General features: G+C 40.6%; 11 protein-coding genes. 5 read left to right on the top strand and 6 right to left on the bottom strand.

Going from position 1 to position 13769, the window contains the following annotated elements; all coding sequences use genetic code 11:
- Positions 1–87 precede the first annotated feature (87 nt).
- Positions 88–1350 carry a sensor histidine kinase gene (locus FAY30_RS10315; RefSeq protein ID WP_149869798.1) on the bottom strand — a complete coding sequence of 421 codons (1263 nt, stop codon included), beginning with the start codon at positions 1348–1350 and terminating at the stop codon, positions 88–90.
- A gap of 10 nt (positions 1351–1360) precedes the next feature.
- Positions 1361–2032: a response regulator transcription factor gene (locus FAY30_RS10310; protein ID WP_149869797.1), complete on the bottom strand. Its 672-nt coding sequence runs from the start codon at positions 2030–2032 to the stop codon at positions 1361–1363.
- Positions 2033–2242: 210 nt separating this feature from the next.
- On the opposite strand from FAY30_RS10310, the gene FAY30_RS10305 reads away from it, so the two are divergent.
- The 4 genes from FAY30_RS10305 (at position 2243) to FAY30_RS10290 (ending at position 9188) form a co-directional block, all read left to right on the top strand.
- Positions 2243–2704, top strand: coding sequence for a MarR family winged helix-turn-helix transcriptional regulator (locus FAY30_RS10305; RefSeq protein ID WP_149869796.1), 462 nt, complete (start codon positions 2243–2245; stop codon positions 2702–2704).
- A 4-nt stretch (positions 2705–2708) separates the two neighbouring features.
- Positions 2709–5843 (top strand): MMPL family transporter, encoded by a 3135-nt coding sequence (locus tag FAY30_RS10300; protein WP_149869795.1) that lies wholly within the window; start codon positions 2709–2711, stop codon positions 5841–5843.
- A 184-nt stretch (positions 5844–6027) separates the two neighbouring features.
- Positions 6028–7488: an alanine/glycine:cation symporter family protein gene (locus tag FAY30_RS10295; RefSeq protein WP_149869794.1), complete on the top strand. Its 1461-nt coding sequence runs from the start codon at positions 6028–6030 to the stop codon at positions 7486–7488.
- Between the two features lie 203 nt (positions 7489–7691).
- Positions 7692–9188, top strand: a complete 1497-nt coding sequence (locus tag FAY30_RS10290) for a TerD family protein (protein ID WP_149869793.1) — start codon at positions 7692–7694, stop codon at positions 9186–9188.
- A gap of 52 nt (positions 9189–9240) precedes the next feature.
- Here the strand turns inward: FAY30_RS10290 and selB are convergent, their stop codons facing one another.
- On the bottom strand, positions 9241–11124 hold the full coding sequence (gene selB / locus FAY30_RS10285) for a selenocysteine-specific translation elongation factor (protein WP_149869792.1): 1884 nt from the start codon (positions 11122–11124) through the stop codon (positions 9241–9243).
- 238 nt (positions 11125–11362) lie between these two features.
- Between selB and FAY30_RS10280 the strand changes: the two genes are divergently transcribed.
- Positions 11363–12667 (top strand): Nramp family divalent metal transporter, encoded by a 1305-nt coding sequence (locus FAY30_RS10280; protein ID WP_149869791.1) that lies wholly within the window; start codon positions 11363–11365, stop codon positions 12665–12667.
- A gap of 67 nt (positions 12668–12734) precedes the next feature.
- Here the strand turns inward: FAY30_RS10280 and FAY30_RS27505 are convergent, their stop codons facing one another.
- The 3 genes from FAY30_RS27505 to FAY30_RS10270 all read right to left on the bottom strand — a co-directional run bounded on the left by FAY30_RS27505 (position 12735) and on the right by FAY30_RS10270 (position 13714).
- The gene (locus FAY30_RS27505) at positions 12735–12953 is read right to left on the bottom strand and encodes a GNAT family N-acetyltransferase (protein WP_263315340.1); all 219 of its coding nucleotides are present in this window, start codon (positions 12951–12953) and stop codon (positions 12735–12737) included.
- Positions 12954–12964: 11 nt separating this feature from the next.
- Positions 12965–13189, bottom strand: a complete 225-nt coding sequence (locus FAY30_RS27500; RefSeq protein ID WP_223820933.1) for a hypothetical protein — start codon at positions 13187–13189, stop codon at positions 12965–12967.
- A gap of 114 nt (positions 13190–13303) precedes the next feature.
- The gene (locus FAY30_RS10270; protein WP_149869790.1) at positions 13304–13714 is read right to left on the bottom strand and encodes a vWA domain-containing protein; all 411 of its coding nucleotides are present in this window, start codon (positions 13712–13714) and stop codon (positions 13304–13306) included.
- Positions 13715–13769 lie beyond the last annotated feature (55 nt).

The raw sequence follows: 13769 nt of genomic DNA, 5'->3' as shown, positions 1-13769 counted from the left end.
GAACAGAAAAGCTGCCGAGTAATCCCGGCAGCTTTTATTAGTTACCTTGCAGCTTCCGCCATCAATCTGTAACAATAAGCCAAAGCATTAATTCTTTTGCGCTTTTGGAAAAGTGATTTCTATTGTTGTTCCTTTACCAAGCGTACTTTGCACCTTCGTTTTTCCATGGTGTTTCTCGATAATCCATTTCGCAATCGACAAACCAAGACCTGTTCCTTCTGCGGCTGTCCTGGCCTTATCACTTTGATAGAAGCGGTCAAAGATCTTAGGAATATCTTCTTCCGGAATTCCTATCCCGTTATCCTTAACCTGAAAGACGATAGAAGAATGGCTCTGCCTGCATGAAAGGTTGATTTCGCCGCCCTCTTTAGTATACTTCATGGCGTTATCCAATAGTATAACAATCAGCTGGTGGATTCTTTCTTTATCTGCCAAAAAGGGAACGGGCCCCGCTGCATCTAATCGAAGGGACTTTTCTTGATACATGGCAATTTCCTCGTACTGCTTCAGGATCTCCATTAAAAGCTCATCCAATAGGAAAGATGACTTTTTCATTTCAATTTGATCTGAATCCGATCTTGCCAGCGTCAATAAATTAGTAACCAGCTTAGTTAGTCGTCTTGATTCATTCGAAATCGTGGAAACATCGTGAATTTTTTCCTGAATCGTTGCAAATGGTGATCGAAAAAGTAAATCCGTTTTCGCCTGGATCACGGCTAATGGTGTTCGTAATTCATGAGAAGCATCTGAAACGAATTCTTGCTGCTTTTGCCAGGCATTTTTTATCGGAACCAATGCCCTGCCAGCTAAGAAATATCCGGAGGCAATCGCACAAATCACACCGACACCACAACCAATCAGCATTATTAATAAAAGCCTGTCTAATAATTCCTTTTCAGAGTTCACATTTCGAATAAATTGGATCGTTACCTTTCCTAATTCAGGTTGCTCCAGTTCAAAAGCTACATACCTAAATGAAAAACCCTCTACATCAATATCTTGCAAGGTATTTAATTTTTTCGGCCGGACAAGCTCTTCATTTTCTAGAAACAGGTCGGAATCACGGTTCTGCTCCACTAACAACTGATTATTTTTATCCCAAATTAAGGTTAAAATCCGGGGGTCTCTTCGATTGAATCTTGGTCCTGGTCCTCCATCCCCTTCACGGATTTCACCCGGACCTTTAGACTGTTGTTGAAAATGATTGACGGATTCAAGCAGGGATTGGTTAACATCCTTATATAATTTATTATCCGTATAAAAGTAAACAATGCCACCAAGGATACTAATTAAAACAATTACGACCAATGAATTTAATAATGTAAGCCTAATATGTGTTCGTCGAAACATATGACCGCCCCTATTCTACATTCAGCATATAGCCGACACCGCGGATCGTTTTAATATCAGCATGATATCCAAAGGGTTCTAATTTTTTGCGAAGATGGTGCATGAACACCTCCACAATGGCCACCGTCGTATCTGAATGAAATCCCCACACGCGGTCATAAATTTGCTCTTTCGTTAATATTGCTCCTTTGTTTTGAATCAAAAATTCCAGCAACTCATATTGTTTAGCCGTAAGTCTAAGAGGTTTTCCGTCCACTAGAATCTCTTTCTCCCTCCCGAGCAATTCAATCCCGCGGTATTTAATTGTTTGATTGGTCGTTAAACTGCCGCTTCTCCGTAACAATGCCCGAATTCTCGCCATTAATTCCGCTGTCTGGAACGGTTTCACTAAATAATCGTCCCCCCCGCTATCCAATCCCTTCACTCGGTCCTCTAACGAATCTCTCGCGGTTAGAAATAGGACAGGGATTTTAATCCCTTCTTTACGGATTGTTTGCAACACTTCAAAACCATCAATTTCCGGAATCATCACATCCAAAACGATAGCATCATGAATATTTTGCATCGCTAAAAATAAGGCATCTTCCCCGTTCGATGCCTGATCCACTTCAAATTCATCTGATAAAAGCTGAACAATGGACTCTAACAATGGAAGATTATCTTCAACAACTAATAAACGCATCTCTACCTCTCCTTTGAAAAAAGGGAATTCATTTTATTATAAAGGAAACAAAGCGGCTGCAACAATGGCGATCTTGGAAAGTCTATTATTAGATCTGTTCCTTAACTTTTCCTTAAAGGAAAATGATTGACGAACAAACCCGCTATATTTTATAGTTAAACAGGTGAATAGTTAAATAGTTTAACTAATTTTTGCGAGGTGGTAAAAAACATGGATAACCCAATCATTCAGGAGTTAATCGATCGGTACGTGACGGTTTCTTTTCAGGTTCATAAAAAAGCAGAAACCTTAATCAAAGGACAAATTGGTGACGAATTAACCAATGACCAGCATTACATATTAAGATACATTTCTCAGTCTGGCGAATGTACGTCTTCGGAATTGGCCGATGCCTTTGAAGTGAACAAAAGTGCCATCACGGCCATTATCAATAGAATGGCCGACAGAGGCCTGATTCAAAGAACCCGGGATGAAAACGACAGGCGAGTCGTCTATTTAACACTAACAACTGAAGGCCATACGCTTTATCAAAATTGCCAAGAAAAAATACAAGTTCTTGTTGAATCCATCATTACTCAATTTGAAGAGACAGAAATTAAAAATTTTATCAATACGTATGAAAAGCTGGCCCGAATCTTAGCCAACAAGAAAAAGGAAGAACTGGGGGAATAACAAGGTGAGAGCAATTATCAAAGGAAAGTGGTTCATTTTAATCGCTTGGATTGCTGTTATTACAGCTCTTTTTATGCTAGCGCCAAATATGGAAACTCTCGTACGGGAAAAAGGGCAAATTGCCGTTCCGGAAGGCTATTCATCGACCATTGCCGAGAAAATCCTTAAAGATGTCCAATCCAGTGAAAATAAAGGCAGCGAATTACAAACTGCCCTCGTCTTTCACAGTGAAAAAAAGCTAACGAAGGAAGATTTTTCAAATGCTGAAAAAGCAGTGAATGAGCTGAAAAACAATGAAGAAAAGTTTGGAATTACTGAAATCCTTTCCCCTTTTGATCAGGAAGAACTAAAGGATCAGCTTGTTGCAAAGGACGGAAAAACAATTCTAGTTTCCTTAAAAATAACTGCAAATGGCCGTGAAGCGAAAGAAATTACCAATGAATTGTATGATGCGATTAGTGAGGTCAAACTCGACCATTATTATACCGGCAGCTGGGTCATTGGTGAAGATCTTGTGTCGAACTCACAAGAAGGTTTGAAGAAAACTGAAGGCATTACAGTAGGCTTCATTTTAGTGGTTCTGCTCCTTGTGTTTCGCTCTGCAATTGCACCAATTATTCCATTGGTCACGGTTGGCTTCAGTTATCTAACCGCCCAATCTATTGTCGGTCTATTAGTTAATCACGTTAATTTTCCGTTATCAACGTTTACCCAAATATTCTTAGTCGCTGTCCTCTTTGGCATCGGAACCGACTATTGTATCTTGCTGCTAAGCCGTTTTAAAGAAGAACTCTCACATAATGAAGATGTAACAGAAGCCATTATTACAACCTACCGGACTGCCGGAAAAACGGTCATTTTTAGTGGAATTGCCGTGCTGATTGGATTTGCCTCTATCGGATTTTCCACTTTTCAGCTTTATAAATCAGCTGCTGCCGTTGCTGTAGGTGTAGCGATTTTATTACTGGCATTGTTTACTGTTGTTCCCTTTTTCATGGCCGTACTCGGTAAAAAACTGTTTTGGCCATCTAAAGGCAAGCTTGAACACGGCGACAGCAAGGTCTGGGGGGTGATGGGCACATTTGCCTTGAAACGTCCTTTCATCGCCTTCATCCTTGTTGCCATCGTTTCGGTCCCTTTCTTATTTACCTATAAAGATCAATTATCATTTAATTCTCTTGAAGAAATCAGTGATGATTACCCATCCATTAAGGGTTTTAATCTGATTGCCGATTCATTTGGACCCGGTGAATCCATGCCAACGCAAATTGTAATTAAAAATGACGATAAAATGAACACATCGGAGTATATTGCGCTGACGGAAAAAATCAGTCAAGAACTTGAAAAAGTAAATAATGTTGACACTGTTCGTTCTGTGACCCGCCCTACCGGAAACCCGATTGATGATTTTTATCTTTCGAAGCAAGTAGAAACCCTTGGCGATGGACTTGGTCAAGGGAACGAAGGAATTAAGAAAATCAGTGATGGACTCGCTGAAGCCGGAAGCCAAATGGCGGCAAATCAGCCAAAGATGAAAGAAGCAACGGACGGGATTAATCAATTAATTGATGGGACCAGCACAATAAAAACCAAAATGGGGGAACTTCAAAATGGCCTTTCTCAAATTGAGAACGGACTTAAAGAAGGTTCCATGGGTTTGACAGAGGCTAGAAATAGATTAGAACAAGTCCAGTCCGGTTATAAAGAGATTTTAGCAGGAAGTAAACAATTGCTGGCCGGATATAAGGAGGCAGATGCCGGATTAACCTCGCTAAGAGGAAACTATGAGGATGTTGCGGCGAGCTTGACCTCTTTAGATCAAGCGTTGCAATCAACCAATCAATATTTTACTAATCTTGAAAGTGATTATAAGGACATCCAAGAAAACCAAAACTATCAAGCTATAAAATCGACTGTTCAAGGGTCTCAAGATGCTATTAAAAGTATAGCCTCTGGATTACAGGAATTAAATGGCGGACTTAAAGCTGCCCAGCAAGGAATCAACTTAGTAAATAGTCAATTTGACAAATCCATTGCAGGCCAGGAAAAACTTGTATCAGGGATGGAACTGATTTTACCGGGCATAAAAAAGCTGGAGGATGGACTCAAAGGAATGTCAACTGGCCAGGAAAAAGCCGTCGAAGGTATTCCGAAATTTTCAAGCGGTTTAAATGATTTAAAGAATGGTCAGCAACAAATTCTAACGGGATTTCAAGATATGAGCGGGCAAATCACACAGCTCTCTGACGGCTTATCCCAGAGTGCGGATGGTTTAAATCAAGTATCTGATGGTCTCAACTCGGCACAAGATTATCTTAAGGAAGTCTCAACACAAAAACAGAACGGGTTTTACATTCCTCAGGATGTGTTAGACAGTAAAGATTTCGAGCAGGCACTCAATACTTACTTGTCTAAAGACCGAAAAGTCATGACGATTGATGTGGTCTTTAATAAAAATCCTTATTCCAATGAGGCAATTGGCCAAATTCCGGAAATCAAGGAGGCAGTAAAGAGAGCAATAAAAGATACAAAGCTTGAAAATGCAAAAGTGGCGGTTGGCGGTGTATCAAGTATGCATAATGATCTTGATACTATTTCCAAGGCGGATTATTCCCGAACAGTAATCTTAATGCTTGCTGGTATTAGTATCATATTAATTATTTTAATGCGCTCACTCATCATGCCGCTTTATCTAATCGGTTCCTTAATCCTAACCTACTTTACGTCCATTTCGATTTCAGAAGCGATTTTTGTTCATGTGTTAGGTTACACTGGAATTAGCTGGGCCGTTCCGTTTTTTGCCTTTGTCATCCTGGTGGCTCTTGGCATTGACTACAGTATTTTCTTGATGGATCGTTTTAATGAATACCGTCACATGCCGGTCCAACAAGCCATCTTACTTTCAATGAAAAAAATGGGGACTGTCATCATTTCGGCAGCCGTCATCCTTGGCGGTACGTTTGCAGCAATGATGCCGTCCGGAGTTCTATCATTAGTAGAAATTGCGACTATTCTTCTAATTGGCCTTGCCTTGTACTCGCTCGTTGTACTGCCGCTCTTTGTACCTGTAATGGTAAAAACATTTGGCGAAGCCAACTGGTGGCCGTTTAGAAAAGATCAGAATCGTGGAAATCATTAGAATGAAGTAAAAGCACGCTGACCTCAAAATCAGCGTGTTTTTTTCTTACTTTCTTTTTAGTATTCTATTATGCTAACAAGTTGACGCTTTAGTATGCTAAGATAATTAATAATTAAAAAAATTCTTTCTTTTGTATAATATTCTGTTATATAATAATAAACAGAAAGGACAAAGGGGGAAATTTATGGAGAACATTGTAAATTGGTTAAATGGAATTATTTGGAGTCAGGCACTTATTTATTTATGTTTAGGGGTTGGATTGTTTTACACGCTTGCAACAAGATTTCTTCAAGTTAGGCATATGAAGGACATTTTCTCGTTAATGTTCAAAGGTGGAAAATCTGATGCGGGAATTTCATCTTTCCAGGCATTAAGTCTTTCGTTATCAGGAAGGGTAGGAACCGGGAACATTGCCGGTGTTGCAACGGCAATTGCATTCGGCGGACCGGGAGCGGTTTTCTGGATGTGGATGATGGCATTCTTAGGTGCCGGATCAGCATTCATTGAATCAACCTTAGGCCAAGTTTATAAAGCAAAACAGGATGGTCAATTCCGCGGTGGCCCTGCATTTTACATAGAAAAAGGGCTGAATATTAAATGGTATGCTGTATTATTTGCCGTTGTAACCGTTATTGCAACAGGGGTGCTTTTACCAGGGGTTCAAGCAAATAGTATTTCGCTAAGTGTTGAAAACGCTTTCGGAGTTAATCCAGCCATTACAGGCGGCGTCATCGTACTATTCCTTGCTTTCATCATCTTTGGCGGAGTTAAGCGGATTGCACGTGTGGCAGAATTCGTCGTTCCATTCATGGCGTTAGGTTATATTATCGTTGCTCTTGTTATTACTTTCATGAATATTTCTGAATTACCGGGTGTTTTAAAACTAATCTTCTCAAGTGCTTTTGGTACGGATGCTGCATTTGGCGGGATCTTAGGTGCAGCCATTTCTTGGGGTGTTAAACGTGGAATATATTCAAATGAAGCGGGTCAAGGAACAGGTCCACATGCTGCGGCTGCGGCTGAAGTATCACATCCAGCAAAACAAGGAATTGTGCAGGCATTTTCTGTCTATGTAGATACTCTACTAGTTTGTTCGGCCACAGCATTTATGATCCTTATTACAGGAATGTACAATGTTACTCCTGAAGGCGGAAAAGCCATTGTAACCAACCTTGGAAAAATGGAACCAGGTCCCGGCTATACACAAAAAGCTGTTGAGGCTGTATTCCCTGGCTTTGGGGCTCCATTTGTGGCACTATCTTTATTCTTCTTTGCCTTTACAACCATTATGGCTTATTACTATATGGCAGAAACAAATCTTGCTTATATTAACCGTAAAACAAAACGTCCTTGGACAATCTTCCTTCTAAAGGTAGTCATCTGCGGAATGGTATTCTATGGAAGTGTGAAAACAGCTGGTCTTGCTTGGGCATTAGGTGATGTAGGTGTAGGAAGTATGGCTTGGTTAAATATTATTGCCATTCTACTCCTGACAAAACCGGCCTTAAAAGTGTTAAAAGACTATGAAGCACAATTAAAAGATGGAAAAGATCCAGTTTTTGACCCTGTAAAACTCGGCATTACAAATGCTGACTACTGGGAAAAAGAACATTCTAATCCACTTGAAACTGAGAAGACAGGCTGATTTTACAAAAAAATAAAGTTTGAGGGGCTGACTTACTTGAGTCAGCCCCTTATTTCATTTTGATTAAGATAAATATGAAACCTTTTCTCCCTCCCCTCGTATACTTTAGGAGTGGGCAAAAATGTTCTTCAGCTTGAAGTTTTCCCCTTTTTCAATATTAGATTTATAATGTACATATATAACAAGGATGAGGAGTGAAAAGTGTGGGTGTTACACTAAGTAAAGGACAAAAGGTTGATTTAACGAAATCACACCCCGGTCTGCAAAATGTTGTGGTTGGATTAGGGTGGAATGGGAGCAATCTTAGTTCAAACTTTGATTTAGATGCCTCGGCATTTTTATTAAATGAATCTGGAAAAGTGAACAGTGACCAGGACTTTGTTTTTTATAACAACCCTACCGGCGGAAATGGTTCTATTATCTATAGCGGCGATAACCGCATTGGTTCAGGCGTGAGGGATGACGAACAAATCAGAATCAACTTAAATAGCGTCCCCTCGCATATTCACAGAATCGCCTTTACGATTACCATTCACGATGCCCAGGTAAAACGGCAAAATTTCGGACAAGTGTCAGAATCGTATGTCCGTATTTTTAATGAAATGACAAATGAAGAATTATTACGGTTTAACTTAGGACAGAACTTTACGGTGGAAACAGCGATTGTTGCAGCCGAATTATACCGCCATAACGGAGAATGGAAATTCAATGCAATAGCTAGCGGTTTTCAAGGTGGCTTAGCCGCATTATGCCGAAATTTTGGGATTGCTGTTGATGATCCACCGGCAAACATGCCATCTACACCGCCAACACAGCCATCCAATTATGAGCAACATCAAAATACTTTTCAACCACAACCAGCTTATCAACAACCAAATACGAACCAATATGATCCTTATCAGCAAAATCAAAGCAGCTCTAGTCCTTACCAACAAAGCCAGCCGGGTAATCATACATTCCAACAGCCTGTGCATTTACAACCGGATTCATCATATCAGCAGCCTGCATACGGGTATCCGTCCCAATCGACTTTCCCATCGACAACCGGCTCACGTCAATCGTATGGTGGAGACGATATTATGTGCCCACGCTGCCATTCAACACATGTCCGAACCGGAAAAAAAGGCTTCGGTCTTGGTAAAGCAGCCATCGGCGGGTTAATCCTTGGCCCTGTCGGTCTACTGGGTGGTTTTATTGGGCAGAATCAACTCAAGTTTACCTGTAATAGCTGTGGGAACAATTGGTCACCATCGCAAACTGATTATGCGGAATGGGCAAATACACAAAAGAGAAAAGCACAAGATTTGTTTAATCGCTATAAAAGCCAAGACGTCCTCGATGCCGTTGTTGCCGCATGTGCTTTAGTGGCAATGGCAGATGGTTACCTGGACGCATCAGAACGGCAAAAGATGCTTGAATTTGTCCATCAAAGTGATGAATTACGGGTATTTGATACGAATAAAGTCATTCAAAAATTTAATTTGTTCATTTCCAGAATGGAAAATGACCGGATGATGGGCCGCGCCGAAGCATTCCGTGCCCTCGGAAAAATAAGAAGCAAACCGGAAATAGCACGCTTAGTTGCTCGCTATTGTATTGCCATTGGCTATGCTGATGGAAACTTCGACCACCATGAACAGCAAATGGTGGCAGACATTTGCCGCGAGCTCGGCTTAAACCCTGCAGAATTTCTTTCATAATCCATTGCAAGAAAACCCCATTTCCGATTTTAGGAAATGGGGCTTTCTCTTTTTATTTTTGCCAAACTCGTTTATTCTCTACCCTTTTGGTAAAACCTTTTGCATCCAATCGTTCCAAAAATGGAATCATGTATTTTCTTGATAAATCAAGAACCTCCTTCGCAGCGCCGACTTCAAATTCAGAGCCTGTCTGGCTGCGCAGCTTTTCAACCGCTTCCTTGAATACATCCCCGTGATAGGCAAACTGCTCATCTAATGGAACGATTAACTCCTGCTCTTCAAGAAATCTCTTTAAATCGAATATAAGGCTTTCAGGAATCCCCGCGCTTGAAAAATAATCCTTTAAGTACCGAACCTTAAGCGCATCCTTTTTCAATTCAAAAAGCAAATTTTCAGTCCGTTTCTCCCAGCTTTTCGGTACATGGGGAACAAACGATGCAAGGGACACAAATTGTTCTTTCCGCTTAAATAGTCCATTTGTCATTCCATTCTCCACGACAAAATCAAGCAAGGATTTAGGAAACCTTTTTTGCATGGTGTGTATTAATTCTGCCTTATTGACCCCCGTCTTCATTGAATGGGTCAGATGGTAATCCTGTAATTGATCAAATATATCTTCTTCTATTGAATGAATTAACCCCTGCAGTGTGTACTCTTTACCATTATATAAAACAAATTCAGCATCAGTTAGATGCTCGTTTAATGTCTCTTCATCAAGTGCCGTCCGTTTGATTAATTCATTTACGGGAAGGCTTTTCGCTTCCACTAAAGCGGCAGTGATTCGTTCTATTGGTGTACCAACCTTTTTCTTCTCAAGCTCTTCAATAGTCTGATTACCGAAGCGGTACTTATTTCCCCGCGGATCAATCACCCAACCGCCGCCAATCGTTTCTTGCGGGCTTGGCCTGCGTAAAATAAATCTGTCTCCACGTTTCGTGAGTATTTCCTCCTCAAGACGCAGCTGACAAAGGATTTCTCCATTTTCTTCTTTTATTTCATTGCGGTCAAAGAAAACAATCCGCCCCATCACTTCTGCTGTTCCGATATGAAGCTTGATTGGCATCCGCTGCTTGACTATATGTTCGAGATCGGCCACCATCCTAATCGCCACGTCCACTGTCTTCGTCACAATAAAGTGTTCGGATGATACCAGAACATCTCCCCGCACTAAATCATCTACTGATACATTGGATAGATTGATCGCTGTCCGCTGTCCTGCGTACGCCTTCACAGCCGGTTTATGATGAACCTGAATCTGCCTTGCTCTTACTTCTATTCCGTTCGGCATAATTTTTAGGGCTTGCCCTTCCGCAACAGTCCCTTCATACACTGTACCGCGAACGACGGTCCCTTGACCTTTTACCGTAAATACCTGGTCGATTGGCAGTCGGAATGCCCCTTTTGCATCACGCATTTCCTGTTCTTTTAACGTTTTAATAATTAATTCTTTCATCTCGTCTATCCCTTTTTTCGATAGACTATCAACAAGAACAAATTGGCTATCTTCAAACACGGTATTGCTCAGCTCTTCTAAAATATCATCCTTGACCAGTTCAATAAACTCTTCATCGACCCTGTCAATTTTTGTAATCGCAACTAGTCCATTTTTTACACCTAAGAATTTTAAGATATCCAGATGTTCTCTTGTTTGTGGCATCACACCTTCATCAGCTGCAACGACTAGCACCACTAAATCAATTCCGGCGACTCCGGCAATCATTTGCCGGATAAACCGTTCATGTCCCGGGACATCTATGACGGATATTTGTATTTCATCGTCTTCATATAATGGTGCAAATCCCAGTTCAATGGAGATTTGCCGTTCCTTTTCCTCTTTTAGACGGTCGGTATCAACATTCGTTAGCGCTTTTGTTAAGGTTGTTTTTCCGTGATCAATATGTCCCGCCATTCCGATCGTAAAATATCGTTTTTCCAAGCTTGCCACCTTCTTAATCGTTCTACCATTCTACTGTAGCCTTTGGAACGCTTTTGTTCAAGCATACATTTCCATTCCCAATTCTATTTGCAAAAAATAATATTTTTTTAGGCAAAATCATTCACAAATTTTTCGAAATTTTATATAATAAAGTTATAAATTTGCCTTGATGCAACTTTTGTTCGCCGACGAACAAACCTTGCGTCTACGAAAAACATCAAAGAAAGGATGGTATCTGATGAGCCAACCTAATTCACTAGCAGTTGACAAGGCTCGTGCAGCGGAAAACCGAACTGTTTCCGCCGCAAGGGATGCCATAAATGGAAAAGTAAAAGGAATTCGGGCCTTACTGCCGTTTCTTGGCCCTGCCTTCATTGCATCCATTGCCTATGTCGATCCTGGAAATTTTGCTACAAACATTCAAAGTGGTGCCCGCTTTGGCTACAAAATGCTCTGGGTCATTGTTCTGGCAAACTTGATGGCCATGCTCCTGCAAAACATGTCTGGCAAACTTGGAATTGCCACCGGAAAAAGCCTTCCGGAACTTTGCCGCGATCATATGCCGAAATGGCTGACGATTGTCATGTGGGTGGTTTCTGAACTTGCTGCCATGGCGACTGACCTTGCGGAATTTTTAGGGGCAACATTAGCACTAAACCTTCTCGTGGGCATTCCAATGCTTCTTGCCACTATCATTACAGGTGTTGTAACCTATTTAATATTGATGCTAGAAAAATTCGGCTTCCGGCCGCTGGAAAAATTCATCGCTGCTTTTGCCATGCTAATCGGGTTATGTTACCTGGTGGAAACGATTATTTCTAAGCCCGATTTTTCACAAATTGCCTATCACAGTGTCGTTCCGTGGCTTGGTAACAGTGAAAGTATCATGCTTGCAGTCGGAGTAATCGGTGCCACCGTCATGCCGCATGCGATTTTTTTGCACTCAAGTTTAACCCAGAACCGGATCGTACCAAGAAATGATTTCGAAAAAATAAAAATCCAAAAATTTAGTACAAAAGAAATTATGATTGCGATGTCACTAGCGGGATTTGTTAATCTTGCAATGATGTATATGGCAGCATCCGTTTTCAACACATCCGGGCAAAGCCATATCGCCGATCTTACAACGGCCTACCATACCCTAACACCACTGCTCGGTTCTGCAGCAGCCAGTGTATTCTTGATATCACTACTTGCCTCAGGTGTATCAAGTTCTGTTGTCGGAACAATGGCCGGGCAAGTAATTATGCAGGGATTTGTAGGGTTTACCATTCCATTATGGATCCGCCGTTTAGTCACGATGCTTCCAACCGTGATTATCGTAGCCATCGGTGTCGATCCGACACAAACTTTAATTATCAGCCAGGTAGTACTTAGTATTGTTTTACCATTTCCAATCATTGCGTTAATTTACTTCACGCAAAAGCGAGAAATCATGGGTGTATTAACCAACAAACGAATCACAACTGTTCTTTCCTCAATGTTCGCCATGATTATTCTTAGCTTAAATGTTTGGATGGTTGTACAAATGCTGATGGGATAATAAACAGACTACAATAAATACGTAGATTAAATAGTAAGTAATTTAAACGACCGTAATTGTGAAATAATTACGGTCGTCTTTTTTCAAAATTACTTATGTATAATCCCGGCACAACCTCAATGTCGCCAACCCATTCAAAGTCATTTTTTAAATATAATCCCCTTGCAGGGTTATTTTCTTTGCCAGTTGATACTTTTAATACAGCCATGTCCTTATTAACTTCCTCTACTTCCTTTAATAACAATTGCGCAATCCCTTTACGAAAATGGGTTGGATGGACAACCATACGGCAAATCGTCAGCTCTTTCCATCGATGGAATACGACAGGGCACCCGCAAGTTCATCGTCTAGAAAATATCCCAAAAATAACTCACCACAATCTTTCATTTCCCCCACCGTCTCTTTTAAAGGCGGAATTTCATAAAAATTGATTAACTTTGCCTCGACCAAATAAGAGGCCCTTTGCAATTCATACAATTCCGTAACAATTTCACTCTTATGTAAATCAATCTTTTTTATCATGTTGAAAACTCCTTATTTAAAAAACATCCTATATAACTTTTCACCATCAACCGTGATATTTCCTCCTTTCAAAAATGAAAAATCCCCCACCAAATGTGAGAGATTTGCTCCTTTTTAAGCAACTTTTATTGCTTTTCCAAATGGCACCCGCGGTAAAATGCCACCTGGGACAAGCCAAAAAAGTTCAAAATCGACTTGATCCATTTCTTCAGAAAAAAAGCCGGTTACATCGGTAATGTAAAACAGTGTATCTATGTTTTCTTCTTTTGCCCACTCCAGCACTAATGTATAGGAAGATTTCCCGTGTGTTTGGTATTTTATCGTATCACTTTTCACTGGGGAAATGCTTCTAATTTTAAAATCTGCTTGAACCAAAATAGTGTCAGGCTTCAATTGTTCAAACAGTTTAACTATGTTATTGATCAAAAGGCTTGGTGCTTCATTCGTGGAAGTATCAACTGCCAAGGCAACCTTTTTATCTTGTCGCTGCTGAATCATGGAAAGCATTGTTTTATGCCATCTCAACCCCATCAACCCCTTTGTTTTGAATGAGTGAACCATCTTATTTTAGGTTATAACA

The sequence above is a fragment of the Bacillus sp. S3 genome, assembly GCF_005154805.1.
Classification (GTDB): Bacteria; Bacillota; Bacilli; order Bacillales; family Cytobacillaceae; genus Neobacillus.
The sequence above is the reverse complement of the archived record's forward strand: the minus strand, read 5'-3'. Positions and strand labels throughout refer to the sequence as shown.

What these genes read in the sequence shown, in the direction of transcription:
- FAY30_RS10315 (WP_149869798.1), bottom strand. Translation starts at nt 1,350, where the DNA reads ATGTTTCGACGAACACATATTAGGCTTACATTATTAAATTCATTGGTC.
- FAY30_RS10310 (WP_149869797.1), bottom strand. Translation starts at nt 2,032, where the DNA reads ATGCGTTTATTAGTTGTTGAAGATAATCTTCCATTGTTAGAGTCCATT.
- FAY30_RS10305 (WP_149869796.1), top strand. Translation starts at nt 2,243, where the DNA reads ATGGATAACCCAATCATTCAGGAGTTAATCGATCGGTACGTGACGGTT.
- FAY30_RS10295 (WP_149869794.1), top strand. Translation starts at nt 6,028, where the DNA reads ATGGAGAACATTGTAAATTGGTTAAATGGAATTATTTGGAGTCAGGCA.
- FAY30_RS10280 (WP_149869791.1), top strand. Translation starts at nt 11,363, where the DNA reads ATGAGCCAACCTAATTCACTAGCAGTTGACAAGGCTCGTGCAGCGGAA.
- FAY30_RS27505 (WP_263315340.1), bottom strand. Translation starts at nt 12,953, where the DNA reads ATGGTTGTCCATCCAACCCATTTTCGTAAAGGGATTGCGCAATTGTTA.
- FAY30_RS27500 (WP_223820933.1), bottom strand. Translation starts at nt 13,189, where the DNA reads ATGATAAAAAAGATTGATTTACATAAGAGTGAAATTGTTACGGAATTG.